Below are 24,978 nucleotides of genomic sequence, written 5' to 3' on the forward strand. Positions count from 1 at the left end.
TTCCCTTTTTTTTGTACATCGTTGCTATCGAATTTACGCCTTCCCGTGCTGCTTGAGCAGCTCGATCATCGCCACGCGATCCTTCTCCGCCAATACATGCTCAACCTTGAAGCATGACGGGCAAACGTATACCTGGCTCGCATGCGAAGCGGAAAGCAGCGGTTTCTTGATCGCCTGATGAACGAACGGTACGAACGAATCCGGCGACGTCCGGGTGCCCGCGAGCAGCATAAAGCTTTGACAGGACGTGCACTCGGGCGCTTCCTCTTGATGGTCCAGCAGCCGCTGCACGCCTTCCTCATATTCGTCGTCCATGGCTTCCAGCTCGGCCTCGTCCATATCGTCGTATTCTTCGTCTTCATCCTCGTCAAACTGGATCGATTGTCCTGTCTGCTTGACCGTTAATTGAATGCTGCGGTAATCGCCCAAGTCATTATAGCAATGCGGACACGAAGTCTCCGGTCCGATCTCGGGATCCCATACAATTTCGGTTTGGCACCAAGGGCAAAACAAATCTTCCGCTTGCGACAATCGTCATACCTCCTCGGGTGACCGGCCTCGGGTCCATGCTCCATATCGCCGGGCCACTCTCTTCATGCATATTTAATAAAATAGTAAACGCCCGCGCCCAAAAACACAAGCGCAAGCGCAAACAAGGTCCCCCATAAATACTTCAATCTCCGCACCTCTCCCTCAGGGCTTGTTCATCTTCTACGGTGTCTGCAAGCCGGTGCCCTTAGGTCACGCTCGCGCCGATCACATACGAGAGCGAGATGGAAAGAATCATCGAGAGAAAGCCGACCGCGCGATTATCCTTTTGGATTTGTTCGTCGATTTTGAAGTAGGGCGTCAAAAACTCAAAAATAAAATAGGCTGCAAGCAGCAATACAAAACCGTATCCCGCCCAAATCAGCGAATGCAGTACGGAATCGTTGTTAAGAATCGCAAACCGGAACAAGTTGCATATGCCGAAAATTTTACCGCCCGTCGCCATCGCAACCGACACATTGCCGTTCTTGATTTCTTCCCAATCCTTGTATTTCGTAACCAACTCGAAAACCGCCAAGAAGACGACGAGCGCCAATACGGCGACCGAAAAAAACGCCAAGGTTTCCACATACGGATTTCCCATCAAACGATCCACCTCTTCATTCATCATGATCGATTGCCCCTGCCTCTCCCTGCATATGGTTGCTCACATCCGAGAACAGCCGAAGAGACTGAAGGCGATTAACCTTCAGTCTCGTCCATATCGTCTTATTCCGATTGTTTCTTGGCAGCCAGTTTGGCACGCAAAGCGGCTAGCTCGTCTTCGACGCCGTCGTTCTTGCCAAGCGCATCGAGCTCGTCGTCCAAGCTTTTGTTTTTGCCGCGCAGCTCATTGCTCGCTTCGGCTTCCGCTTCAAGCTGAAGAACCTTCTCGCTCATACGGTCGAAGCCTTTGGCCGCATTATCGGTACCGAAGCCGGACATCGCCTGGTTGATTTGCTTCTGCGCTTTAGCCGCTTCCGCCCGGGCCACCAGCACTTCCTTCTTGCTCTTCAACTTGCCGAATTCATCTTTCATTTCGGCCAGCTGGCCGCGAAGGCGATCTGCATTCGCTTTGGCCGTATCGAACTGCGCTTTCATTTCGTCGTAACGCGCCTGATGCTCCTTCTTGTCCTGAAGCGCGCGGCGGGCCAAATCTTCGTTGCCGGATTCAAGCGCCTTGAGCGCCTGCTCTTCGCGCTTTTGCACCATTTCCAGCGCTTCCTCATACTGCTGCTTGAACTTTTTCTCAATCGCGATTTGCTTCGCGACTGCGGTTTCCGCCTCGAGGATGTCCTCTTCCATATCGCGGAGGAACTGGTTCAGCATTTTCACCGGATCTTCGGCCTTGTCAAGCAAGTCGTTAATCGAAGCCATCGTCAAATCGCGCAATCGTTTAAAAATCCCCATCTTTACCTAACATCCTCTCAAATTATTATTTATGTGGAAAACAAGCCTGCAGACCCTTCAACCTGAACATCGATGTTTACACTTCTTTATTACGAAAGCAAGAGGCTTTTCGTTTCAGAGGATCGCAGAAAAAATTCGATATGCGCGTTCGACTCGGGACTATTTCAGTTCGGCAACGGTTACTCCGGCCCCGCCCTCATTGTAATTGCCCATGCGGTAGCTTTTCACATGCTTGTGCTTGCGTAAATATTCTTGCACCCCGGAACGCAGAACGCCGGTTCCTTTGCCGTGAATGATATAGACCTGGCCGAAATTCGCCAAATACGATTCGTCGAGAAATCTGTCGATTTCCACAATCGCCTCCTCGACATTCGCGCCCCGCAGATCAAGCTCCATCTTCGCGTTGTCGTCGCGCGTCCGCTTCAGGCTTGACGTCGCCTTCGGCTGCTGGGGCTTCGGCTGCGCGGAAGCCGCTTTAATCAGCTCAACGTCAGCTTTATTCACCTTCAGCTTGAGAATGCCGAGCTGTACCGAAACCTCATGCTCGCCCACGATCTCGACGACATGACCCTTCTGCCCGACCGTGGTCACGAGCACCTCGTCGCCCGGCTCCAGGCGATCCGGCTTCTTCTTCGCCGATTTGACCGCGTGTTTGGCCTTCAACTCCGGCACGGCGTCGTTCATTTTACGCTTCAGCTCGCTGATCTTGTGATCCTTAACGCCCCCGGCCTCCTCGCGCTGCAGGCGGCGCAGCTCGGCAATGACTTCCTCGGCTTCGCGCCGGGCTTTAGCTACCGCCTCCCGCGCTTCGCGTTCGGCGCGCTCGAGCATCTTGTCGCGCTGTTCTTCAAACTTCTGCCGTTCGCGCTTCAGCTCCTCGCGGAGCGTCTCGACTTCGTTGCGCAGCTGTGCCGCCGTCGTCCGCTCGGCTTCAGCCTGCAGCGTGTTCTCCTCGAGCGTGGCAATCATCGATTCAACCCGCTGCTCTTCCTCGCCCACTTGACCGCGAGCGCTCTCGATGATGGCGCGCGGCAGGCCAAGCCGCTCGGCAATCGCGAACGCGTTGCTTCGTCCGGGCACGCCGATCAGCAGCCGGTAAGTCGGCCGCAGCGTCTGCACGTCGAACTCCATGCTGGCGTTAATGACGCCTGGACGGTCGTACGCGTACGCCTTCAACTCGCTGTAATGCGTCGTGGCGATAATCCGGCAGCCCATCCGGTGCATGAAATCAAGAATCGAGATGGCGAGGGCAGAGCCTTCCGCAGGATCCGTGCCGGCGCCGAGCTCGTCGAGGAGCACCAGGCTTTTTGGCGTCATTTCTTTCAGAATCCGGATAATATTCGTCATGTGGCTGGAGAACGTACTGAGGTTTTGCTCGATGCTTTGCTCGTCGCCAATATCGGCGTAAATGGCGTCGAAGACGCACAATTGACTGCCCTCTTCGGCCGGAACGAACAGTCCCGACATCGCCATCAGCGACAGCAGACCGACCGTTTTCAACGAGACGGTCTTACCGCCTGTATTCGGGCCGGTAACGATGATGGAAGAATATTTATTGCCGATTTCCACGTCGATCGGTACGACTTGCTCGCTCGCGATGAGCGGGTGCCGGCCGCGCTTCAGCTTGATGAAGCCGCGGTCGTTCAAAATCGGCAGCGTCGCTTTCATCTCCCGGGCGAGTCCCGCTTTGGCGAAAATAAAATCGAGCTCGGCCAGCGCCTCGACATTGACGAGCAGCGTATCCGCGGCTTCGGCGACGAGCACCGTCAGCATGCGCAATATTTTTTCGACTTCGATTTCTTCCTTGAGCTTCAGCTCGCGGACGCGGTTATTCATCTGTACGACGGCTTCCGGCTCAATAAACAACGTGGCGCCCGACGCCGACTGATCATGAATCATTCCGCCGAAATGACTGCGGTATTCCTGCTTCACCGGGATGACATACCGGTCATTGCGGATCGTGACCAGGTTGTCCTGCAGCATTTTTTGAATCGAGGGGGTACGCACCATCTGCTCCAGACGCTCACGCGCCTTCGATTCGCTGCCCCGCAGCTCATGACGGATCCGCGCCAGCTCCGGACTTGCGCTATCGACCACGTTCGCATTCTCGTCGATACATTGGCGGATGCGGTCTTCCATCGGCTTATGATCGGTTAGCTGTCCAATAAGCTCCATTAATGACGGGATCGCGTAATCGTCGTTTACGTCGCTTAAGAAGCGTCCCAGCCGCCTGCCGCCCTGACTCGTCATCGCGACGTCGAGCAGCTCCGACGGGTTCAGAACGCCGCCGATGCGCGCGCGATGCAAGGCGTTCCGAATATTCCGAATACCGCCGAACGGCGCCGCGCCCTTGAGACGGTCGGCATTGACCGCTTCGTCGGTCGCTTGAAGCCTTTTTTTCACCTCGGGAAACAGTCCGCTAGGCACCGTCTCCAGCACCCGTTCTTGTCCGAGCGAGGTTGAAGCATGGTTGGCGCACCGTTCCAAGACGGAGTGATAGTCCAGCGTATTCAATATTTTTTCATTATACGATTTCGTAGGTTTCATCAGTTTCCCCATGGGTCCCTGCCTTTCTGGCTTAACCATTTACACCTGCTATTATATCCAACTTGCGGTACCAAAGCGAATGATTTTCCCTTCACCTTCCATTCATACCGGCCGGGGTTCAAGGCAACCCTAAATGTTGCACCGGATGAGCATGCTGCACAATAAGTTCCGCTAAGGAGGAATGAGTCTGATGTATCTGTTAGGTCATCTAGTCCGATTTATTGTCTCCGCTCTTATGCTGCTCGTAGTAAGCTGGATCGTTCCCGGCTTCACTGTCGGAGGATTCTGGAGCGCGTTCTTCTTGGCCCTGGTCATCGCTGTCGCCGCCTGGGTTATCGAAGGCGTGTTCGGCAAGCGAATTACGCCGTTCGGCCGGGGTATCGTCGGTTTTCTCGTGAGCGCACTCGTCATTTGGCTCGCCCAGTTTATTGTCGGCGGCGTTTCGACAAGCATTGTCGGCGCGATTCTGGCCGCCCTTGTGGTCGGGATTATCGATTTGTTCATTCCGGTCAAAACGCCGTTCGAACATGGCATTTCAGGACGGGAAGACGCCAAGTAACAACAAACAACCACGGTTCATCCCAGCCGCGAACGAACCGTTTCCCGCGGTGCGGCTGGGTTTTTCACTTGCCCGGGCTACTTCACGATCTGTTCATATTGTTGTCACCCGCCCGACACAGCCAAAAGTCCCTCTTCGAGTTACACTTACTTTACGGGATGCAGCAATGCCCGGACATGTAAATGAGACGGAGGGATTACAAATGAGAATCAAGATGAATATGAATAAATGGATCGTAACGTTAGCGGCATTCGCCCTTATGCTTTCCTTAGCGGCATGCGGGGCGAAGGAAGCCCCTAAAGCGGCAGAGCAGCCGCCAGCTTCGACAGGAGCTTCCAGCTCAAGCTCCTCGGCTCAGCAAGTGAAGCTGGTCGCCACCAATTTCCAATTCGATCAGAAGGAATACAAGGTGAAACAAGGCCAAGACGTCACCTTTACGCTGGAAAACAAAGAAGGCATGCACGGCATCTCGATCAACGGTTTGAATGTGAAGCTGGATAACGGGTCGAAGACGGCTACCGTGAAGGCCGACAAAGCCGGCACCTATGATATTATTTGCACCGTTCCTTGCGGGCAGGGCCACATCTCCATGAAATCGAAATTGATCGTCGAATAAATCGAATATACCGCAGAAGCGTCCTTTCTCGAAAGGGACGCTTTTTTTATGAAGTAACTTTTCCTTATGCGATTTATCAGGAAATATAATTTCCCCTCTGTACCAGCGGCTGTTATAATAATAAAAAATCGGCAAAGGAGCGGACAGGATGGTAAATTTGGCAAGCTTGAAGGGAAAAACGGCGATTGTTACAGGAGCAGGAACAGGACTTGGACGGGCTACGGCGATAACGTTGGCGGCCGCGGGCGTTACCGTCGTATTGTGCGGCCGGCGACTCGGTAAAATCGAAGCGGTCGCCGCCGAAATTGCAGCCAGCGGCGGCTCGGCCTTGGCCGTACAGGCCGACGTCAGCCAAGAAGCCGATGTAAATAGGCTTGTTCGCACAGCCGTGGAACGATTCGGTACGATTCATATTCTGATTAATAACGCCGCCGTTTACGAAACCGGACAAGTGATTGATACGGAGCTCTCGGCTTGGAACGAACAGATCAGCGTCAACCTCACCGGAGCCTTCCTGATGACGCGCGCCGTGCTGCCGACGATGCGCAAGCAAAAAGGCGGGCACATCATCAACATCACCTCTTCGCTCGCTACCAACGGAGCGGGCGGCTTCGCCGCATACAGCGCCAGCAAAGCCGGGCTCGAGTCGCTGACCCGGACAACGGCCGAGGAAGAAAGCAGCTACCGGATTCTGGCGAACCTGTTCAATCCAGGCACGATCAAGTCCGAAATGCACGCCACCGGTAAAGACCCGCACCTCGTCGCCCCGGATATCGCTGCTCTGGCTGCGCTAAGCAACCCCGGCTTCACCGGGAGGCTGGTCGAAGCGGGAACGGTGTTGGAATAAGGCGCATAGCGCGAAAGCGGGGAGCCGAAGGCGGAACGCGAAGGCGGAACGCGAAGGCGGAACGCGAAGGCGGAACGCGAAGGCGGAACGCGATGACAGGGACGCGATCGCGGAACGCGATGACAGGGACGCGATCGCGGAACGCGATGACAGGGACGCGATCGCGGAACGCGATGACAGGGACGCGATCGCGGAACCAGATGCGTTATCCACGTTTTTGTTTTGGCGTCTGGTATAATAGCGGAACTTGGGGCGGCTGCGGTCGCATTTTCACCTCTCTGCAGCGTTTGTAGCGAAATTCCCCCGTATAAGAGACCACAGTTCCGCTTTTGCCCGAATGGGTGCTGAAAGTTGAGAATCAAGGTACCCGTGTTCCGCTATTTTTGGAAAGTATGCCAAAAAGGACTCCTTGCGGAGTCCCTGACGGTGAACACAATTTGGTCACTGCTCTGAACCTTATGAATCTCGGGTCTACCCTCATTGAACACTATGCAGTACGGATACTACAATAACGTCTCTGCGGCACATCCCCTCGCTTCTGGTCGGATTCAACAACAACTTCCCCGGCATTGCTCGTTAGAACCTCCAACGGAACCACACCTCTCTCGCTTTCACCGTCGAAGTCTAATATGAACCGTTCATCTCGAAAATATACGCCGCTCGTCAAACCTATTTTGCATGATGGCCTGTGGGCGAACGTCGGACATCTCATAGATGCAGATCGCAGCGGCATGGCAAGCAAGCGCTGTACAAGTTACGCTTTCACCCGCTCCGAGCGGTTCTCCCACATTTCCTGCAGCTTGTCGGTCACGACGGGCGTATGCTCCAACATATACGGGGCTGTCATCGACGTTTGGAGCAAGCGCTGCGCCGTATCGTTAGGAAAGACCGTCATGACGTGTACGGCGATCAACGCGATCAGCCCCGCTTCCACGAACCCGAGCGCGGCGCCGCTCCACTTGTTTACCGTCTTGATGCCCGGTGCGGCGGCCAGCCAGTTCAGCAGCCTTCCGGCTACGCTGAAGCCGAGCTTGACGCCAAACAGCAGAATGCCGAAAGCCAGCGCGTTGTAGACATACGTATCGAGATGCAGGCCTTCCGCCAAAAACGCGTACTTGCGGTACGTCTCATGCTCCGACAAGTTCAACAGGCTGCGAATCCACGGGGCCGTGTCGTCATAAAAAGCAAACGCCGCGACATAGGCCAGAAACAAACCGACAAACGAAACGAGTTGCCCGACGAAACCGCGGGCGTAACCGAGCACGGTTCCGGCGGCAACGACCGCCAGAACCGCGTAATCCAAGCCATTCATCGGCTGCATGCTAATCTTTCTCCACAAGTTCGATCCACTCGTTATATTCGACCTGCAGCTTCTCGTATTCCGATTTCAGCGATTCCAGCTCGCGGAACACCCGTTCGGCCTTCTCCTGCTGCGCGTCATACTCGGCTTGCAGCGCTTGGTGCTGCCCGATTTGGAGCTTCAGCTCCTCTTGCAGCTCATTGTACAGCTCCACCTGCAAGCTAAGTTCACGCTGCTGTGAGACGAACTCTTTCTGCAATTGACCGGCCTGCGAAACCGCAGCTTCCAGTTCGTTAATCCGCGAGGCTTGCGAGGCAAGACGGGCAGTCAGGACGTTGTGCTCTTCGAGCGACGTTTTTTGCTTCGCTTCCCAGGCCGCGCATTGTTCCTGCAGGGCGCGACTGAATTCTTGGGCGCCCAACACTTCCTTCTGCGCGTCGATCAAGCGGCGTTCCCGTTCTTCAAGCTGACGCTCGAGCTCGGCAAGCCGCGTTCGAAGCTGTTCATTCTCTTGGGTGCTCGAGGACTCCTGCTCCGCGAGCCGTTGAACCATCTCTTGATACTTCTTCTGGAGCTCGTCATACAGCTCCTGCACCAGCCCAAGCTCCTCCTGCTTGCCCTGCAGCAAGGTACGCAGCTCGTCCGCTTGTGACGCCTGGATTTCGCTCCGCCGCTGCCACTGGCTGCTGCTCTCCTGCAGCTGCAGGTTATACGCCTGCTGCTGCCCGAGCTGCCGCTCCAGCTCCTGGCCGCGCTGCTCCCGCTCCGCGAGCTCCTGCTGCAGCTCCGCTGCCCGGGCCGCCCGCGCCTCCAGCTCCACTCGCGCACGAGCCTCCGCCTCGGCCAGCTCGCTCACACGGCGCTGCTCCAGCGCCTCCAGCTCGCGGGCATGCTCCGCGCGCAGCGCTGCCTCCGCTTCCGCCAGCTCCCGTATGCGCGCAGCTTCCGCCTCAAGCGCCTGACGCAGCTCCGCTTCTCGCGTTACGCTGTCTTCGCGCTGACCGGCCAGCTCGGCTTCGAGCACGCCGTACAGCTCAAGCTGCAGCTCGAGCTCCTCCGCCTGCTCCCGCTGAGCCGAACGCAGCGCCTCCAGCTCCGCCTGCAGCCCATCCGCACGCTGCTGCTGCTCGCGGCATTGCTCGAGCTGCTCGCCAAGCTGCACCTGCAGCCGGCGGTGCTGCTCTTGCTGCTCGCGCAGCTCCTCTGCCCTGCGCTGCTCGGCCGCTTCGAGCGCGCGAGCGGTCTCCGCTTCGCACTCCGCCAGCCGCGCGTCAGCCGCCGCTGCCTGCTCGGCCGCTTCCCGTCCAAGCTCCGCAATGCGGCGCTCCAGCTCCGCTTCGCGCTCCGCCAGCCGCGCATCGGCTGCCGCCGCCTGCTCGGCCGCTTCCCGTCCAAGCTCCGCGATGCGGCGCTCCAGCTCCGCTTCGCGCTCCGCCAGACGCGCATCGGCTGCCGCTGCCTGCTCGGCCGCTTCCCGTCCAAGCTCCGCAATGCGGCGCTCCAGCTCCGCTTCGCGCTCCGCCAGACGCGCGTCAGCCGCCTCTGCCTGCTCGGCCGCTTCCCGTCCAAGCTCCGCGATGCGGCGCTCCAGCTCCGCTTCGCGCTCCGCCAGACGCGCATCGGCTGCCGCTGCCTGCTCGGCCGCTTCCTGCTTCAGCTCGGCTTGGCGCGCTGCCTCCGCTTCGAGCGCAAGCCGCGCGCGCTCTTCCGAGGCGGCCAGCTGCGCTTTCAGCTCCGCTTCACGCGAGCTGCTTTGCTCCAGCAGCTCGTCATAGAGCGCCACCTGCAGCTCCACTTCCTGCTGCCTGCCGCCGAGCTGCTCCTGCAGCTGATCCAGCTGCTCGCTCAGCTCGGCGTACTGCCGCTCGCCCGTCGCGACGCGCTCAGCAAGAAGCTCCCGCTCAGCGGACAAGCCGCTCAAGCGAAGCTCCAACGCAGCACGCGACTCTTCGCCTTCGCGCAGCCGCAACGCGAGCTGCTCCGCTTCGCGTGACTGCTCGGCCGTAAGCTCCTCCAGCTCGCGCAGCCGCGCCGCCAGCGTCTCGCGCTCTCCTTGCGCTTCACCCAAACGGCGCTCCAGCTCGGCGCGCTGCCGCTCGCAGTCAGCGATCTGCTGCGCAGCTTGCTCCGCTTTGCGCAATTGCTCCGCATGCTCCAGCTCCAGCGCCGCCAAGCTTTCCGCCAGACGGCTGCGCTGCGATTGCTCTTCGCCGAGACGCAGCCGCAGTTCCTCGCGCAGGCGCTCGCTTTCCTGCAGCAGCTGCCCCAGACGCTCCGTCTCGCGAGCCTGCTCCGCGCTGCGTCCTTCGAACTCGCGCGCACGCTCCAGCGCTTCGGCCATCTGCACTTCGAGCTGGGTCAGCCGTTCCTCCCGGATGCGCAGCAGCTCGGTTTTCTCGGTCAGCTCCGTTTCAGCGACTTCGTACAAAGCGCCCAGCTCCTCGACCTGCCCCTGCAGCTCGACTTGCTTCCCTTCGAACGCCGCTTTAACGGCAAGCAGCTCATCGCGTTCCGCCGACAACGACCGCAGCCGCTCGCGATCGGCGTCAACCGACTGTTGAAGCTCCCCATGCTTATCCGTTAAAGCCGCCAGCTCGCCCTGCACCTTCGCAAGCTCCCGCTGCTGTTCCTGCGCAGCTTCGACCTCCTGCTGCATGCGGGTCCATTCGTCCGCCATATTGACGGCCGCAAGAACGGCGATTTTGGGCAGATCCAGACGCGGACTGCCGGCGGCGATGCGGTGCATTTGGTCGTTCACGACGGCAACGACGCGTTTTATATAGGAAGGGCTGGATTTGGATACTAATTTATATTGGGAGCCATAGATGTCGACGGTCATCCGTACTTTATCTTCACCGTTCACGAAGCCGTTCCCCTTTCACACAAAAAATTCTCCGTATCCTGAATTATTCGATACGGAGAATTGCTTTTCCTGCTAGGAGTTAATACGTTTTGTCGGTCAAAAGCAGCCTTCGTTATTTACGCAATTCCGCGCCGTAGGAAGCTTCCAGCGCCGCCACGACGCGGACGTGCAGCTCGCTGACTTCCTCGTCGGTCAGCGTCCGCTCAGGCGTCCGGTAGACGAGCGATATCGCAACGCTCTTCTTCGACGAGTCGATCCGGTCGCCTGTGTAAATATCGAACACCTGAATCGATTCGAGCCAATCGCCGGCCGTAGCTTGCGCCGTTGCGATCAGATCGCCGACGGCGACAGCGCGGTCCACCACGAGCGCCATATCGCGAGTAATCGCCGGGAACCGGGGCAGTTGGCGGTACGTAAACCGTTCGCCGGCCAGCTTCGCGAGCGTCTCCAGCTCCACTTCGAGCACATACGTGTCGGCGAGATCTTTGGCCTGCTGCAGCGCGGGGTGAAGCTGACCGATCGTACCGATCACCCGGCAAACGCCGTCTTCCTCCACTTCGATCGAAGCGGTACGTCCCGGATGGAAGCCTTCCGGATTAGCGGCGACGTAACGAATGCCCTCGATGCCCAAGTACGACACAACGCGCTCAAACACACCCTTCAGGTCGAAAAAGTCGACATTGCCCGGCTTTCCGGTCCAATGCAGCTCGCTGCGCTTGCCGGTCATCAGCGCGGACAGCAGCAGCTTCTCTTCCGGAAGCTTGCTCAGCGACGACTCGCTGCTCAAGAAGACGCGTCCGATCTCAAACAGCGCCACGTCGTCGATGTTCCGGTTGCGGTTATACAAGGCCGCATCGATCAAATGCGGCACAAGGCTCGTGCGCAGCACGCTGCGCTCCTCGCTCATCGGCATCGCCAGCGCCACCGGCTGCGCATCCCGGTAAGCCCCGGCGAACGATGCGATTTGCTCCGGATGCGTGAACGAATACGTGATCGCCTCATGCAGCCCGCTGCCCGTCATTAAGCGGCGGACTGTCCGGCGTATCGCTTGTTCTTTCGTCAAGGCGCCAGGCGTCGTCTCCGTGTTCATCAGCGTCGTCGGGATGTTGTCGTACCCGTGCAGACGGGCCACTTCTTCAATTAAATCGACGGTGCGGGTAATGTCTCCGCGACGGCTCGGCACATGAACAAGCAGCCCGTCCTGCTCCAGCGGCTCGAACGTGAAGTTCAGCCGTCGGAAGATCGATGTCACTTCGTCCATCGTCAAGCTCGTCCCCAGGTAACTGTTAATGCGGCCGAGCGTGATTTCGATTTGCACCGGACGATGCTCGCGCGCCACAGCTTCGACGATACCGGAGGCCACCTGACCGCCCGCAAGCTCGGCCATGAGCGCTGCGGCCCGGTTTAACGCCGGAATAACCGCTTCCGGGTTCACTTCCTTCTCGAAGCGCAGCGAGGCTTCCGAACGCAGGCCCAGCTGACGCGACGTCTTGCGGATCGTGCCGCCGTCGAACTTCGCGGATTCGAGCAGGATGCGCGTCGTGCCCTCCGACACCTCGGAATTCGCGCCGCCCATCACGCCCGCGAGTCCGACCGGCTTCGTACCGTCCGTAATCAGCAGCATATGCGGCTCGAGCGTCCGCTCCACGTCGTCCAGCGTCACCAGCTTCTCGCCTTCGCGCGCGAAGCGGACGTCGATGTGCCCGTTCGCCAGACGGTCGGCGTCAAACGCATGCAGCGGTTGGCCGTATTCCAGCATCACGTAGTTCGTGACGTCGACAATGTTGCTGATCGGGCGGATGCCCGCCGCCATGAGGCGGTTTTGCAGCCAGAGCGGGGAAGGCCCGATCTTCACGCCTTCAATCAGCCGCGCCGCATAATGCGAGCAGGCGTCCTTGGCCGTAATTTCGACCGAAATACGATCGGATGCTGTAACGGGCGACTCCGTATCCTGCAGACCGGACGCGCTATCCGGGGTCTTGACGTCGCGACCGAGAATCGCTCCGATTTCATAAGCCGCGCCCAGCATGCTTAAAGCATCGGACCGATTCGGCGTCAAGTCGAGGTCCATCACCTCGTCATTAATCGCCAGCACTTCCAGAATGTCCGCGCCGATCGGCGTATCCGCCGGCAGCACGAGAATGCCTTCTTGAATTTCCTTCGGCAGCAGCTTGTCGTTGAGACCGAGCTCTTTCGCCGAGCAGATCATGCCCTGCGACTCGACGCCGCGCAGCTTCGCGCGTTTAATAACGAGACCGTCCGGCAGCTTCGCGCCGACGATGGCGACGGGCACCTTTTGCCCCGCGTCCACATTTTTCGCTCCGCATACGATTTGCAGCTCCTCGGTTTGGCCGACGTCCACCTTACAAACGCTCAGCTTGTCGGCATCCGGGTGCTTTTCGCGGGATTTCACGTAACCGACCACGACGCCGGTCACGCCTTTGTTCCGGTTTTCCACGATATCGACTTCAATGCCGCTGCGCGTCAGCTTCTCGGCGAGCTCGTTCGCCGTATAACCGCTTACGTCGACATATTGAGATAACCATTGGTAAGATACTTTCACCTAGTCCACGCTCCTCTCTCTTACAAGTGGACGAACTGCTTCAGGAATCGCAGATCGTTCGTATAGAAATGACGAATGTCTTCAATGTCGTACTTCAGCATCGCGATCCGCTCGACCCCGAGGCCGAACGCAAAGCCGCTGTACTCCTCCGGATCGTACCCGGCCATCTCCAGCACGCGCGGATGCACCATACCGGAGCCGAGAATTTCCAGCCATCCGGTATGTTTGCACACGCGGCAGCCGTGTCCGCCGCACATGGCGCAGGTGACGTCCACCTCGGCGCTCGGCTCCGTGAACGGGAAGAAGCTCGGGCGCATCCGGATTTGCGTTTGCTTGCCGAACAGCTCCCGCATGAACTGGAGCAGCGTCCCTTTGAGATCGCTCATGCGGATGTTGCGGTCGATGACCAGCCCTTCGATTTGCGTAAACATGTGCGAATGCGTCGCATCGTCGTCGTCGCGCCGGTAGACGCGGCCCGGACAAATGATTTTGATCGGCACATGGCCCTTCATCTTCTCGAGCGTACGCACCTGAACCGGAGACGTATGGGTCCGCATCAAAATTTCTTCCGTCACGTAGAACGAATCCTGCATGTCGCGCGCCGGATGGTTTTTCGGCAGGTTGAGCGCTTCAAAGTTGTAGTAATCCTGCTCCACTTCCGGCCCTTCCGCGACCGTATAGCCCATCCCGATGAAAATGTCTTCGATTTCCTCGATCACCTTGCTGATCGGATGCACCGCCCCGCGTGCAACCGGACGTCCCGGCAGCGTCACGTCGATCGTCTCGGCTGCCAGCCGCGCCTCAGTTTCCGCCCGGTTGTACTCGGCCTGCTTCGCCTCGATCACGTCCTCGATAGCCCCGCGCACCTCGTTGGCCACCTGCCCGATGAGCGGGCGCTCCTCCGCGCTCAACGCTCCCATCCCGCGCAGCACTTCGGTCAGCGGACCTTTTTTGCCCAAATATTTGATCCGCAGATCGTTCAACTGCTGCTGGTTCTGCACGCCCGCCAGCTCGCCGAGCGCCTCGTCCTTCAACTGCAACAAACGTTCTTTCATCGTGATCTTACCCTCCTTAAGTGTTGTACGAATGCTCCATATCCACGCCACGCAAAAAAGGCCTCCCCGTCCCGGATAAGGGACGAAAAAGCCGTGGTACCACCCTTGTTAGAAAGCTGCGACGCCGCACTTGAACAGGGCGACTCGAAGCGCTTCTCACTTCGTTGAACATAACGGTTCGTAAACCGGTGACCCTCTACTTGCCGCAGCGATAGCTTTCGCGGTTTCAAGGGACTGCTCGGGAGCGAACTTCGGCAGCCTGATTCTTTCGGACCCGCTCTCAATCTCCGGCGGGGCCTCCCTGTGAAGAAGCACTGCTTACTTGTCTCCGTCCACGCATTTGACGGTATGGATTTAACAAGTATTATATGCAAATGGGCCTGCAGATGCAAGGGCGTCCGCCCTTCCGGTCCGGTTCGGCGGTTTGGAATCCGAAGGGGCTGTGGTATAATTCATGGATAATCATGCTAGCAGATGACGAAAAAGTGGGGTCCTTCATGTTAACCTTCGAACAAAAATTGTCCGTGATCGAATCGTTCCCCGAACTGACGCGTAAAGACGTGTCGCTCGGGCGCATTAATTTTCATTATGAAGAAAGCGGCTACGACAAGAAAATCGTCGTCTATCACCTGCACCCGAACGGCAACGGCTTCGTCTATGCCGGTCATACGGCGGACTATGCGACGGACGAGCGCGGTCTCGTGAACATCCGCGACTACTCGGCAGAGGAACTGCGCAAGCTGATTCGGGCGTCGATCCAATCGCTCGCCCCGAAGACATCCGCCGAGCAGGCCGTCAGCGGCGATGCGGCGGAGGAAGAACGCTGGCACGGGCCGAACGGCCAGACGCTGCTGCTCATTCACGAGGACGAGCTGTGGTACCTGTACGCCGGCTTGAATCTGGAATCCGCCTTCGAAACGTATGAGGAAGCGGCCCGGTATTTGCAAGAGGAAGGCTTCAAGCGCCCGTAATGGGTGCGGAAGAACCTCTGTGAACGCGAACACCGCGGACACTCGGACTTGAACTTGAATTTGAACTTGAACTTGAATTTGAATTTGAACAAAGCAATCGGATTGGAGTGCAAACGAACCATGCTTACAGGACAGCAGCGCAGTCACATTCGCCCGGGGCTCGAGGTCGATATCGTGCTGAAGCAAGACCAGCGGACCGGCAAGACGACCCGCGGGATCGTCAAGGACATTCTCACGAACTCTCCGACGCATCCGCACGGCATTAAAGTCCGGCTGCAGGACGGCCAGGTCGGTCGCGTGAAAGCCATTATCGGCGCCGCTAATTCTTAACGGACGAACACCCCCGTATCCTGCCGGAGCCGGGGGTGTTCGTCTGTTATAGTGAAGGAATGTTCTCCGCCTTTCTTCGAAAATTTTCGAAAACTTGCAACTTGGCTCCATTTTGTTTCGTCTGGATAAGGTACGTCTCGTACACATAGAGAGAGGCGCGAACCATATGAAAGGGGAGTCCTCCGTTATGAAACTGCTTAAAAATGTGCTTCTTGTTCTTCTAGGCTGCGCTCTATGCTACCTGCTCGTCGGCGTGCAGTTTGTTGACCTCATTCGCTCTCTCGTCGCTTAAAAACTTCCATGACTGACTTACGTTCGGCGGCACGGCCGCATCCGCAAGCCGCCTTTGACCCGCAAGGAAATCAGCGGCTCGGGGATAGCCGCAGCTTCCGTTGTGCGCTCGAACCGGTACGCCCTGCCCAGCTCCGCGAGAATAAGCGCCGCTTCCATCATCGCGAACTGCGAGCCGATGCAGCCGCGCGAGCCGCCGCCGAACGGAAAATAAGCGAACCTCGGCCAGCCGGCGCTTTCCTTGGCAAACCGCTCCGGCCGGAACGCGTAAGGGTCGCCGAATACGCGCGGATTCCGGTGAACCGCATAGGGACTGATCAGAAACGAGCTTCCCGCCGGGAAGGTTTCCCCCAGCACGTCCACCTCACGCTCCGCCTCCCGCAGAATCGTCCAGGCCGGCGGATATAGCCGCAGCGTCTCTTGTATGATCTGCTGGGTGTACTTGAGCTTGCGATACTGCTCGAACGCCGGGCCTTCCGATTGCCCGGGCGCATCGACTTCGGCGTGAAATTTGGCGGCGGCGTCCGGCTCCCGGTCGAGCGAATACCATGCCCACACAAGCGCATTGGCCGTCGTTTCATGACCGGCAATCAGCATCGTCATCAGTTGATCGCGGACTTCCGTATCCGTGATCGGCTTTCCATCCTCGTCCTTCGTATCGAGCAGCAAGCCAAGGAGGCTTTCCTCGTACCGGTCGGGCCGTTTCCTTGCATCCGTTATCGCTTCCCGAACAACCGACTCCAGCGTACGAATCGCCCGTTTGTGTACGCGGTGTCCCCGTGTCGGCACACCGAACGGGACGATGAACGGAAAGAACAACGTACGTGCCGACTCGCGAATCGCGATATCGACGGCGTCCGCCAATTCTTTCTTCCGCTCTGCGACATCCGTTGCGAACATGCCTTTGGCAATGACGGATAACGTCAGGCGCATCATCTCGTCATGCAGCTCCACAGGCTGTCCGTCCTGCAGCGATTCGATCGCTCGCTGCGATTCCTCCGCGACAATACGCGCGTACGCCTGAATCCGTTCTTTGTAGAACGCGGGCGTCAAATATTTCTTCTGCCGCCGGTGCTCCTCTTTTTCCGACGTCAGCAGCCCGTCACCGATCGTCCTTCGAAGCACTTCCGAGCTTCGGCCCTTGCGGAAATACGCTTCCTTGGCGACCAGGATTTCGTGGATGAATTCCGGCGCATTGACGATATAAGAGGGACGCTTCTCTCCCGAACGCAGGGAAATCACGTCGCCGTCCTGCAGCACCTCTACTAACAAGCCGAGCGGATCGCGTTGAAATGCGATAAAATTGCGCATGCGCGACGTGCGGATGTCTACGATGCGAGACATAGCTTGAACGCCTCCTCCGAAACCTTATGGATGTATGTCCCAAAGTATACCATGTTTAGAAGAACGCTGGCATTTATCGGGCGGGAACCGTTTCAAGAAGCAAGATATACGTAACGAAAGTGTGCGAAAAGGGAGGAAGAGAAGGTGAGGAAACGCTGGATTTGGATGATGACGCTATTATTGCCGCTGACGGCTCTCGCTTGGGCCGCCTTCCCGCATCCGTGCGCCGCCTGTTCTTGTGCGGCGGTCACTCCGCTGCAAGCCGCCGAACAAGCGGCGGCAGTTTTCGAGGGGAAGGTGCTGGGCATCCGCGAGACGTACGATCCATACGACGAAAGCAGGGCAATCGGAAGACGATACGCCGTTCGCCTGGAGGTCGATTCGATCCGGAAAGGCGAGCTGCCCTCGGAAGCTATCGTGTACACCGGCTTCCATTCGTGCGGCATTGATTTTAAGCAGGGGGAAACGTATTTGGTATACGCGCAGGAGCGGCATCCCGGCGAGCTGGAGACGCATCTTTGCGCAGGGACGAAGGCGCTGACGGATGCCCGGGACGATTTGGCCCTGCTGCCCGTCGGCGTAAAGCCTTCCACCCAAGCCGATCTCCCCGGCAGCCTGATGACGGAGGTACCGGGCTGGCTGGCCTTGTATGCGAAGCAGGCGTGGAACAAGCTGACGCAGCCGCACGCGCTTGCCAAGCTGGGCTTGCTTGCGTTAGGGTTCGCCATCGCCTGTGCTTTCGTCGCGACGAAGCGCAAACGGCTGCCGCTCTATAGCCTTTCGCGCGTTATCGGCTTGTTCGGCGGAGTGTACAGCTCGGCCCTGTGGGTCAGCCTCATCTGGCTGAATCCCTACGCGCCTCTTTCCGATCCCGGCGAATGGCTGGCGGTGCTGCTGTTCGGGCTCGCTCCTGCGCTGCTCGCCATCGTCTCCTCCGTTCGGCGGCGGCCATGGGGAATGCTGGCGGCTCTGCTGTGGGCCGCCCCGCTAAGCTTATATGTGGCGGCGACGCCTGGAGTCTTTCGCTGGGCAGGCGTCGCGCTTCCGTTCTATATGCTGGCTTGGCTGATGATGAAGCTGCACAAGGACTCGTCAGCGCGTTGATGCAATGCCCTGCAGCGGTGGGCGGTGCAGGTTCGCGCAAGGATCGCGCAGGCAAGATCAGCATAAGCCGCTAGGCTCGCTCCGCCTTGTAGGCCTCGCATTCTGCGAGCCAGCGCGGGACGATGCCCGGATTCGACGCAAAGTGAAGGTGCGTGTAGCCGGCAATCAGCCGGTTCCGCAGAGCGCCTTCGGTCTTCGTGCCGCGCATGCCTTTCGTCTCGTAGGCATGCGCCGGGAGCGCCGTCTCGTCAGGCGGCTCGTAGACGGAGTAGTGGAACTCGTGCCCGCGCGCAGCCTCGCCTTCCGGCAGCAGGAAGTTGCCGGGTAAACCGGTCACCTCGCGCAGTCCGAGCGCCGCCAGCTTCCGCTGCATCGTCACCTGTCCGGGGACGAGGCCGACCATCGGGAAGCTGCGTCCGTCCGTATCGCGGATCGACCCGGTCAAGTACATGAAGCCGCCGCACTCGGCCAGCGTCGGCAGGCCTTGCTCCACCGCCCGCCGGATCGATTCGGCGACCGCGGTTTGCGCGCCGAGCCGCTCGGCAAACTCCTCGGGGAAGCCGCCTCCGATGTACAGGCCGCCCGCATCCTCCGGCAGCGGCTCCCCGGCCAGCGGCGAGAAGAAGCGCAGCCGGGCGCCGTACAGCTCCAGCAGCTCGAGATTTTCCTCGTAGTAGAAATGGAACGCGGCGTCGCGGGCGACAGCCAAGGTTACCGGGTATTTCCTCGCCGGTTCCGCGAAGATCCGATTCGCCGGACTCGGAGGCAGCCCAAGCTCGTCCGCGAGCTCGCTTAGCTCCAGCAGCTTGTCCATATCGGTTGTCTGCTGCAGCCTCTCCGCGAGGGCGTCGAAGAAGCCTCCAAGCTCGCCCCGTTCGATGGAAGGCACGAGGCCGAGGTGCCGCTCCGGCACCGACAGCGCCTCTTCCCGCAGCAAATAACCGATGACCGGAACGCCGCACTCCTGTTCGATCGCTTCCTTCACGATGCGGTAATGCCCGGCGCTTCCGACCTTGTTGGCGAAGACGGCCGCGATTCGCACGCGCGGATCAAGCAGCTGAAAGCCCTTGACGATTGCCGCCGCACTGCGCGCCATGCTTTGGCAGTTGACGACGAGCAGCACCGGAGAACCGAGCAGCAGACTGATTTCGGCCGTGCTGCCGACGTTCGATTTCGGGTCTTTGCCATCGTAAAAGCCCATCACGCCTTCGATCACGGCAAGGTCCGCATCCGCCGACGCGCGTTCGTACAGCTCCCGCACCGCTTCCGCTCCGAACATCCAGCTATCCAGATTCCGCGACGGTCTGCCCGTGACCGCCTTGTGATACGTCGGGTCGATATAGTCCGGCCCGCATTTAAACCCCTGCACCTTCAATCCTTTGCCTCTCAGGGCGGCCATGATGCCGAGCGTCACCGTCGTTTTGCCGGCGCCGCTTCCGGTGCCCGCAATCACGAGACAACGCCGGCCTGCCGCCGCACACTCCTGATCCATCCTGCCAATCCCCCTAAATAACGGTTGGATAAGCCGCCCCGCCTCCGTTATTTTAAAAAAGGCGCGACGGCTACCGAAATCGTGACGTTGCCGCTTTTTTTCTTCGTCAAGGCCAACTGCTGCGCACCCGTATATCGTTTGACGGCCGGTTCGCTGACGCCGTACGCTCCGGTAAACTTGTACACCGTGTCGGACGGGTCGTCGATCGGCATCTCGTTCAGCTCCTGCGGCGTATAGCACACGAGCGGCCAGCCGTGCGAGCGGCATACCGCAAGCAGCCCTTCCTCGTCCTGTTTCAGGTCGATCGTACAGACCGCCTTCACGCTTTGCAAGGAAAAACGAAGCTCGCTGAGCGTATCGCGCACAACCGCTTCGATCTCCTCGGCGGACGTCCCGCGGTTGCAGCCGATGCCGAGCGCAATCACTTTAGGGCGGTACAGCACGCCGTTCGCCAGAATCGGCAGCTCCTCCGGCTCCAGCAGCCGGTGCGTCACCACCAGCGCCGCCTGCGGCTCGTCCGCCAGCGCGCTTGAGATATCGCCATATGTGCGGATATGCGGCGGCAGCGGCGTGTCGTGCAGCCACCAATCCGGCTCGCCCGACTCCTGCACGACGGCGACGCGCTCCTCGTTCACGACCGACGCGCTGACCGGCGTCAGCTTGTCGGCGCTGTCCCACGTCCAGCCGAAACGGCGGCCGAACAAGTCGACCGCGATCGTCTTCTGCACGTCGGACGCCGTCGTGATGACGGCTCTGGCGCCGAGCGCCGCCGCCACCTCGCGCGTCAGCTCGTTCGCGCCGCCCAAATGGCCCGACAGCACGCTGATGACGTGCTCGCCCTTGTCGTCAATGACGACGATGCCGGGGTCCTTCTTCTTATCTTCCAGCAATGGAGCGATCATCCGGACGACCGCGCCCAGCGATATGATGCAGACAAGCCCCTGATAAGCCGGAAAAAGCGCCGGATACAGCAGGCGCACGCTGCCCTCGAACAGCTGGATGCCTCGCTCCGCCTCGTCTCCGCGCGCAAACTTGGACATGTAATACACATCGGTGGCGCCGCCGAACGACGCTTGCAGGCGCCGGGCCAGCTCCGCGCCGTGCTTCGTGATCGCGACAACCGCATAATCGCCGCTGCGCCGGATTTCCGGCACGGCTCCTTCCTGCAGCTTGATGGCGGCGGGCGTTTGCATCACGGCTTCACCCCCTTGCGGTAGCCGTGAGTGAACGTGGCGTCGTACAGCTTCGAGCGGTACGCGTCATTCTCGTGAATATGCGGATCGAGCGCCCAACCGGCCAAAATCATCGCGTGCTTTCGAATGCCGTTCACCCGCATATCTTCGTCGAGCCGCTCCAGCGTGGAACGGACGACGACTTGATCCGGCCACGAGGCCCGCTGCACGACGGCAACCGGCGTCTGGGGCGACCAGCCCGCTTCCGTCAGCTCGCGCACGACCTTCTTGGTGAGCGTCGCGCTAAGAAATAGCGCAAGCGTGCAATGGTGCTTGGCCAGATCGCGCAGCTGCTCGCGTTCCGGCATCGGCGTGCGTCCTTCCACGCGCGTCAGAATGACCGTCTGCGTCAGCTCGGGAATCGTCAGCTCGGCGCCGATCGCGGCGGCCGAAGCGAAGACGGAGCTGACGCCGGGCACGACTTCGATGCCGATGCCTTCGCGCTTGAGCAGCGCCGCCTGTTCCATGATGGCGCCGAACATCGACGGATCGCCGGTATGGACGCGGGCGACCATTTTCCCCGCCCTGACCCGGTCGGCCATGATTCCCACCATCTCTTCCAGGCTCATGCCGGCGCTCAGCAGCACTTCCGCCTCCGGCTTCGCACGCGCGATCAGCTCCTCGTTGACGAGCGAATCGGTGTACAGCACGACGTCCGCTTCCTGCAGGAGGCGCAGCCCTTTGACCGTAATCAAATCCGGGTCGCCGGGGCCCGCGCCGATTATATATACTTTCATTTTCTCACCACCATCAGCGTTAAATATTCGAGCTCCCGCCCCGCCAAGTCGGCAACGTTGCGCCATATTTGCTCCTCGGCCGAGGTCACCTTGGTCAGGACGGACGCCTTGTCCGTCAAGCCGAGATCGCCCAGCACGCGCAGCATCAGGTCGATCACCTTCGCTACCTTGATGAACACGACGGCATCGTGCGTTTCGAGCGCCGTCCGCATCGCCTCGTAATCGTCCGTCGCCGGTACGATCGCCACCTGTTCGTCGCCGTCCGCCAGCGGAATGCCGAGTCTCGAAGCCGAAGCGTTGATCGACGAAATGCCGGGCACGGACACCGCCTGCACCTCGGGATGGCGCTCGTTCATGAGCCGCATCAAATGAATATAAGTGCTGTACAGCATCGTGTCGCCCTCGGTGACGAAGGCGACGTCTTTCCCTTGATTCAAGTGCTCCCACACGGTATCGACCGTTTTGTTCCACTGCTTCTCCAGCGCCTCGCGGTCTTTCGTCATCGGGAACGTCAGCCCGAGCATCGTTTTCTCCGTCGTGTCCACATACAGCTCGGTAATGGCAAGGGCATAGCTTTTGGCCCCCGATTTTTTACGCGGGTAAGCGATGACAGGACATTGTTTCAACAGGCGGAACGCCTTCACCGTAATTAATTCCGGGTCGCCCGGCCCGACGCCGAGCCCGTAAAGCGTACCAAGGTTAGTCATCTTGAGGTTTCCTTTCTGTCTGTGAGGGTGCACTCGTGATCCGCCGGTTTCCGCCGGGCGGCGATGATGTAAACCGGATTTAAGCTTTCAAACCGCGTCATATCGAGGATCGGCTTGCTGCGGCTCAATTGAGCGAGTGTGATGTCGGCCCGGAAGCCTTCATCGGCAAAAGCTTGCGCAGCTGCCGCCAGGTTCTCAATCGTCACCGCGTTCAACACAATCGTACCGCCCTGTCTTAGACGCGAGCAGCACAGCGCCAGCAGATCCCGCAGCTCGCCGCCGCTGCCGCCGATGAACACGGCGTCGGGGTCCGGGAACGACTCCAGCCCTTCGGGCGCTTTAGCGTGCACGAGCGTGATGTCCGTGCGGAACTTGCGCGCGTTCTCGCGGGCGTTGGCCAGATCGCCTTCGTTCTTCTCAACGGCGTACACGGCCCCCTCCGGGCAGAGGCGAGCGGCTTCGATGGCCACCGATCCGGTGCACGTGCCGATGTCCCACACGATGCTGTCCCGCTTCAAGCCGAGCGCGGCGATGCTCAACACGCGCACTTCGCGCTTCGTGATGAGCCCTTTATCCGGCTTCCGCTGGGCGAATTCGGCGTCGTCAATGCCGAGCGGCCATGCCGGGGGCATGACGCCGGGGCTTTTGGCGCGCAGCACGACGACGTTCAACGGCGCGAAGTCGCCGCTCGAGAGGGCCGCAAGGTCGGTTAAACCGTACCAGCCGGTCCGCTCCTTCTCTCCGCCCAGATGCTCGGCGACGAACGCCTCATATTCCGTCATCCCGTACTCCAGCAAATAGGCCGCAACGGCCGCCGGATGGTTGATCTCGTCGGTGAGCAGCGCCACCTTCGGCTTGCCGTCGATCCGCTGCGCCAACCCCCGGATCGGCCGACCGTGAAGGCTTACTGTGAAGGCATCATGCCAGCCTTCGCCGATCCGCGCGAACGCAAGCTGGACCGAGCTCACGAATGGCAATACCTCGATCCGGCCGGGCAGCTTCGCCGCCAAATACCCCCCGATGCCGTAAAACAGCGGGTCCCCGGATGCGAGCACCACCGTGCTCCGGCTCTCGTTGCGCAGTTGTTCGACGAGTTCGCCGAGCCCGCTGCGAATCATGACTTTCTCCGCCGGGCTGTCGTGGAACATCTCCAGCTGCCGTTCCCCGCCGACAAGCACCCCGCATTGTGCGATCCGCTGCAAATAAGCGTCCGGCAATCCGGCCCTCCCGTCATCGCCGACGCCCATCACCACGATCGTATTTTCCATGTTCCTCTCACCTTTCCCTGTCGCTTCCGGATTGTTCCCCCGTCCCGTGTGAAGCTGTTGCGGCAGATCGCCCCAGCAGCTCGCCCTTCATCGAGATAATAACGGTTTCGATCTGAAGGCTTTCGTCCGGCTCGCCTTCCGCCTGCCGTTCGCGCAGGTCCGCCGGGCGGCTCCTGCTCCCGGTTTCCTTAAGCAACGCTCGGCAGCAGTATTCGCCCATCCGCTGGAAGAAGGCCTCGTTCCCGAGCGCCTGCATCATATCGCCGACCTGTGCGGCCGTATTGGCTTCCCGGATCTGCTGCAGCGTCTCCCCGGACGCCCCGGCCTGCTCCGCCAGCCCGGCGAGAAAGCCGAAGTCCACGGGGGCGCTTTTGGAGTGCACCATCATCACGCCCTGCGCCACTTTGGAAAATTTGCCCATCATGCCGACGAGGGTGATGCGCCTGATGCCCTGCCTGGCGCATTGCTGCACGGCAAATCCGACAAAGTCGCCCATTTCGACGAACGCCTCCTCCGGCAGCGCCGGATACAGCTCCATGCCGAACTTTTCCGTACGGCCTCCGGTGGAGAGGACGATATGACGGACGCCGCTCTTGACGGCCACCCGAATCGCTTGGGCGACGCTTGCTTTGTAGGCCGCCGTCGAGAAAGGCACGACGATACCGCGCGTGCCGAGAATCGAGATGCCGCCCAAGATGCCGAGCCGCGCATTGAGCGTTTTCTTCGCAATCTCTTCGCCCTCCGGCACCGATACGACGACCCGCACGCCACGGTGAATCTCGTAGCGGTTGAGCACGGCCGCAACCGCTTCGCGGATCATTTTGCGCGGCACCGGATTGATGGCAGCCTGACCGACGTCGACGGGCAGCCCCGGCTTCGTCACCCGACCAACGCCGATGCCGCCGTCGATGTCTATGCCTTCCTCCGGGGTCCACGAGACCTCGGTTATAATTCTCGCGCCATGCGTTGCGTCCGGGTCGTCGCCGCCGTCCTTGATGACTTCGGCGCAAGCCCGCGTCTGCTCGAATTCGCACCGGACGATGTCGAACGTCACATCCTGCCCGATCGGCAGCCGGATCGTCGACTTCATGACCGTTTCCTGCACAATGAGCGCCTCCAGCGCCGCCTGAGCAGCCGCCGTGGCGCAAGCGCCCGTCGTATACCCGTGACGAAGCGGCTTCGTCTCCTGGTTGTCCGCACCGGCCTTGACCATG

General features: G+C 59.7%; 21 protein-coding genes. 6 read left to right on the plus strand and 15 right to left on the minus strand.

Going from position 1 to position 24,978, the window contains the following annotated elements; translation table 11 throughout:
* Positions 1–33: 33 nt before the first annotated feature.
* From ACZ439_RS07595 to ACZ439_RS07610, 4 genes are all read right to left on the minus strand, one after another.
* On the minus strand, positions 34–531 hold the full coding sequence (locus ACZ439_RS07595; protein WP_054798136.1) for a hypothetical protein: 498 nt from the start codon (positions 529–531) through the stop codon (positions 34–36).
* Between the two features lie 205 nt (positions 532–736).
* A complete protein-coding gene (locus tag ACZ439_RS07600; RefSeq protein ID WP_464621118.1) occupies positions 737–1,156 on the minus strand; it encodes a DUF350 domain-containing protein in 420 nt (139 codons plus the stop codon).
* 101 nt (positions 1,157–1,257) lie between these two features.
* Positions 1,258–1,938, minus strand: a complete 681-nt coding sequence (locus tag ACZ439_RS07605; RefSeq protein ID WP_141334982.1) for a PspA/IM30 family protein — start codon at positions 1,936–1,938, stop codon at positions 1,258–1,260.
* A gap of 159 nt (positions 1,939–2,097) precedes the next feature.
* Positions 2,098–4,485, minus strand: coding sequence for an endonuclease MutS2 (locus ACZ439_RS07610; RefSeq protein WP_141334984.1), 2,388 nt, complete (start codon positions 4,483–4,485; stop codon positions 2,098–2,100).
* 190 nt (positions 4,486–4,675) lie between these two features.
* Here ACZ439_RS07610 and ACZ439_RS07615 point away from each other — a divergent pair, with 190 nt between their 5' ends.
* The 3 genes from ACZ439_RS07615 to ACZ439_RS07625 all read left to right on the plus strand — a co-directional run bounded on the left by ACZ439_RS07615 (position 4,676) and on the right by ACZ439_RS07625 (position 6,507).
* The gene (locus ACZ439_RS07615; protein ID WP_054798137.1) at positions 4,676–5,044 is read left to right on the plus strand and encodes a phage holin family protein; all 369 of its coding nucleotides are present in this window, start codon (positions 4,676–4,678) and stop codon (positions 5,042–5,044) included.
* A 202-nt stretch (positions 5,045–5,246) separates the two neighbouring features.
* Positions 5,247–5,660, plus strand: a complete 414-nt coding sequence (locus ACZ439_RS07620; protein WP_230876053.1) for a cupredoxin domain-containing protein — start codon at positions 5,247–5,249, stop codon at positions 5,658–5,660.
* Between the two features lie 148 nt (positions 5,661–5,808).
* On the plus strand, positions 5,809–6,507 hold the full coding sequence (locus tag ACZ439_RS07625; RefSeq protein WP_054798138.1) for an SDR family NAD(P)-dependent oxidoreductase: 699 nt from the start codon (positions 5,809–5,811) through the stop codon (positions 6,505–6,507).
* Between the two features lie 754 nt (positions 6,508–7,261).
* Here the strand turns inward: ACZ439_RS07625 and ACZ439_RS07630 are convergent.
* The 4 genes from ACZ439_RS07630 to pheS form a co-directional block, all read right to left on the minus strand.
* Positions 7,262–7,828 carry a CvpA family protein gene (locus ACZ439_RS07630; RefSeq protein WP_054798139.1) on the minus strand — a complete coding sequence of 189 codons (567 nt, stop codon included), beginning with the start codon at positions 7,826–7,828 and terminating at the stop codon, positions 7,262–7,264.
* Position 7,829: 1 nt separating this feature from the next.
* On the minus strand, positions 7,830–10,670 hold the full coding sequence (gene zapA / locus ACZ439_RS07635; protein ID WP_464620841.1) for a cell division protein ZapA: 2,841 nt from the start codon (positions 10,668–10,670) through the stop codon (positions 7,830–7,832).
* Positions 10,671–10,782: 112 nt separating this feature from the next.
* A complete protein-coding gene (gene pheT / locus ACZ439_RS07640) occupies positions 10,783–13,233 on the minus strand; it encodes a phenylalanine--tRNA ligase subunit beta (RefSeq protein ID WP_054798277.1) in 2,451 nt (816 codons plus the stop codon).
* 20 nt (positions 13,234–13,253) lie between these two features.
* Positions 13,254–14,288 (minus strand): phenylalanine--tRNA ligase subunit alpha, encoded by a 1,035-nt coding sequence (gene pheS, locus ACZ439_RS07645; protein ID WP_127608249.1) that lies wholly within the window; start codon positions 14,286–14,288, stop codon positions 13,254–13,256.
* A gap of 497 nt (positions 14,289–14,785) precedes the next feature.
* Between pheS and ACZ439_RS07650 the strand changes: the two genes are divergently transcribed.
* Positions 14,786–15,259: a hypothetical protein gene (locus ACZ439_RS07650; RefSeq protein ID WP_054798279.1), complete on the plus strand. Its 474-nt coding sequence runs from the start codon at positions 14,786–14,788 to the stop codon at positions 15,257–15,259.
* A gap of 120 nt (positions 15,260–15,379) precedes the next feature.
* Positions 15,380–15,589, plus strand: coding sequence for a YwbE family protein (locus ACZ439_RS07655; protein WP_054798278.1), 210 nt, complete (start codon positions 15,380–15,382; stop codon positions 15,587–15,589).
* 309 nt (positions 15,590–15,898) lie between these two features.
* Here ACZ439_RS07655 and ACZ439_RS07660 read toward each other — a convergent pair whose 3' ends face one another.
* Positions 15,899–17,224, minus strand: a complete 1,326-nt coding sequence (locus tag ACZ439_RS07660; protein ID WP_464620842.1) for a cytochrome P450 — start codon at positions 17,222–17,224, stop codon at positions 15,899–15,901.
* Between the two features lie 144 nt (positions 17,225–17,368).
* Between ACZ439_RS07660 and ACZ439_RS07665 the strand changes: the two genes are divergently transcribed.
* A complete protein-coding gene (locus tag ACZ439_RS07665) occupies positions 17,369–18,328 on the plus strand; it encodes a hypothetical protein (protein ID WP_464620843.1) in 960 nt (319 codons plus the stop codon).
* 70 nt (positions 18,329–18,398) lie between these two features.
* On the opposite strand, the gene ACZ439_RS07670 is transcribed toward ACZ439_RS07665, so the two are convergent.
* Genes ACZ439_RS07670 through ACZ439_RS07695 form a run of 6 tightly spaced genes read right to left on the minus strand, consistent with a single transcriptional unit; the run spans position 18,399 to position 24,977 of the window.
* A complete protein-coding gene (locus ACZ439_RS07670; protein WP_054800328.1) occupies positions 18,399–19,820 on the minus strand; it encodes a cobyrinate a,c-diamide synthase in 1,422 nt (473 codons plus the stop codon).
* Between the two features lie 47 nt (positions 19,821–19,867).
* Positions 19,868–21,013 carry a cobalt-precorrin 5A hydrolase gene (locus ACZ439_RS07675; RefSeq protein WP_464621119.1) on the minus strand — a complete coding sequence of 382 codons (1,146 nt, stop codon included), beginning with the start codon at positions 21,011–21,013 and terminating at the stop codon, positions 19,868–19,870.
* Positions 21,013–21,789, minus strand: coding sequence for a precorrin-4 C(11)-methyltransferase (gene cobM, locus ACZ439_RS07680; RefSeq protein WP_054798274.1), 777 nt, complete (start codon positions 21,787–21,789; stop codon positions 21,013–21,015). Before cobM ends, ACZ439_RS07675 begins: the two co-directional genes overlap by 1 nt.
* Positions 21,786–22,496: a precorrin-2 C(20)-methyltransferase gene (cobI, locus tag ACZ439_RS07685; RefSeq protein WP_127608256.1), complete on the minus strand. Its 711-nt coding sequence runs from the start codon at positions 22,494–22,496 to the stop codon at positions 21,786–21,788. The genes cobM and cobI overlap by 4 nt, the downstream gene beginning before the upstream one ends.
* Complete coding sequence (locus tag ACZ439_RS07690) at positions 22,493–23,764, minus strand: bifunctional cobalt-precorrin-7 (C(5))-methyltransferase/cobalt-precorrin-6B (C(15))-methyltransferase (RefSeq protein WP_054798273.1); 1,272 nt, start codon at positions 23,762–23,764, stop codon at positions 22,493–22,495. Before ACZ439_RS07690 ends, cobI begins: the two co-directional genes overlap by 4 nt.
* Before the next feature lie 7 nt (positions 23,765–23,771).
* On the minus strand, positions 23,772–24,977 hold the full coding sequence (locus ACZ439_RS07695) for a cobalt-precorrin-5B (C(1))-methyltransferase (RefSeq protein WP_054800326.1): 1,206 nt from the start codon (positions 24,975–24,977) through the stop codon (positions 23,772–23,774).
* Position 24,978: the final 1 nt, after the last annotated feature.

The organism is Paenibacillus sp. JCM 9796 (assembly GCF_055379675.1).

Bases quoted from the DNA above. Each gene is read 5' to 3' on its own strand.
- ACZ439_RS07600 (WP_464621118.1), bottom strand. From the start codon at position 1,156: ATGAATGAAGAGGTGGATCGTTTGATGGGAAATCCGTATGTGGAAACC.
- ACZ439_RS07605 (WP_141334982.1), bottom strand. From the start codon at position 1,938: ATGGGGATTTTTAAACGATTGCGCGATTTGACGATGGCTTCGATTAAC.
- ACZ439_RS07610 (WP_141334984.1), bottom strand. From the start codon at position 4,485: ATGAAACCTACGAAATCGTATAATGAAAAAATATTGAATACGCTGGAC.
- ACZ439_RS07615 (WP_054798137.1), top strand. From the start codon at position 4,676: ATGTATCTGTTAGGTCATCTAGTCCGATTTATTGTCTCCGCTCTTATG.
- ACZ439_RS07620 (WP_230876053.1), top strand. From the start codon at position 5,247: ATGAGAATCAAGATGAATATGAATAAATGGATCGTAACGTTAGCGGCA.
- ACZ439_RS07625 (WP_054798138.1), top strand. From the start codon at position 5,809: ATGGTAAATTTGGCAAGCTTGAAGGGAAAAACGGCGATTGTTACAGGA.
- ACZ439_RS07630 (WP_054798139.1), bottom strand. From the start codon at position 7,828: ATGCAGCCGATGAATGGCTTGGATTACGCGGTTCTGGCGGTCGTTGCC.
- pheS (WP_127608249.1), bottom strand. From the start codon at position 14,288: ATGAAAGAACGTTTGTTGCAGTTGAAGGACGAGGCGCTCGGCGAGCTG.
- ACZ439_RS07650 (WP_054798279.1), top strand. From the start codon at position 14,786: ATGTTAACCTTCGAACAAAAATTGTCCGTGATCGAATCGTTCCCCGAA.
- ACZ439_RS07655 (WP_054798278.1), top strand. From the start codon at position 15,380: ATGCTTACAGGACAGCAGCGCAGTCACATTCGCCCGGGGCTCGAGGTC.
- ACZ439_RS07660 (WP_464620842.1), bottom strand. From the start codon at position 17,224: ATGTCTCGCATCGTAGACATCCGCACGTCGCGCATGCGCAATTTTATC.
- ACZ439_RS07670 (WP_054800328.1), bottom strand. From the start codon at position 19,820: ATGGATCAGGAGTGTGCGGCGGCAGGCCGGCGTTGTCTCGTGATTGCG.
- ACZ439_RS07675 (WP_464621119.1), bottom strand. From the start codon at position 21,013: ATGCAAACGCCCGCCGCCATCAAGCTGCAGGAAGGAGCCGTGCCGGAA.
- cobM (WP_054798274.1), bottom strand. From the start codon at position 21,789: ATGAAAGTATATATAATCGGCGCGGGCCCCGGCGACCCGGATTTGATT.
- cobI (WP_127608256.1), bottom strand. From the start codon at position 22,496: ATGACTAACCTTGGTACGCTTTACGGGCTCGGCGTCGGGCCGGGCGAC.
- ACZ439_RS07690 (WP_054798273.1), bottom strand. From the start codon at position 23,764: ATGGAAAATACGATCGTGGTGATGGGCGTCGGCGATGACGGGAGGGCC.
- ACZ439_RS07695 (WP_054800326.1), bottom strand. From the start codon at position 24,977: ATGGTCAAGGCCGGTGCGGACAACCAGGAGACGAAGCCGCTTCGTCAC.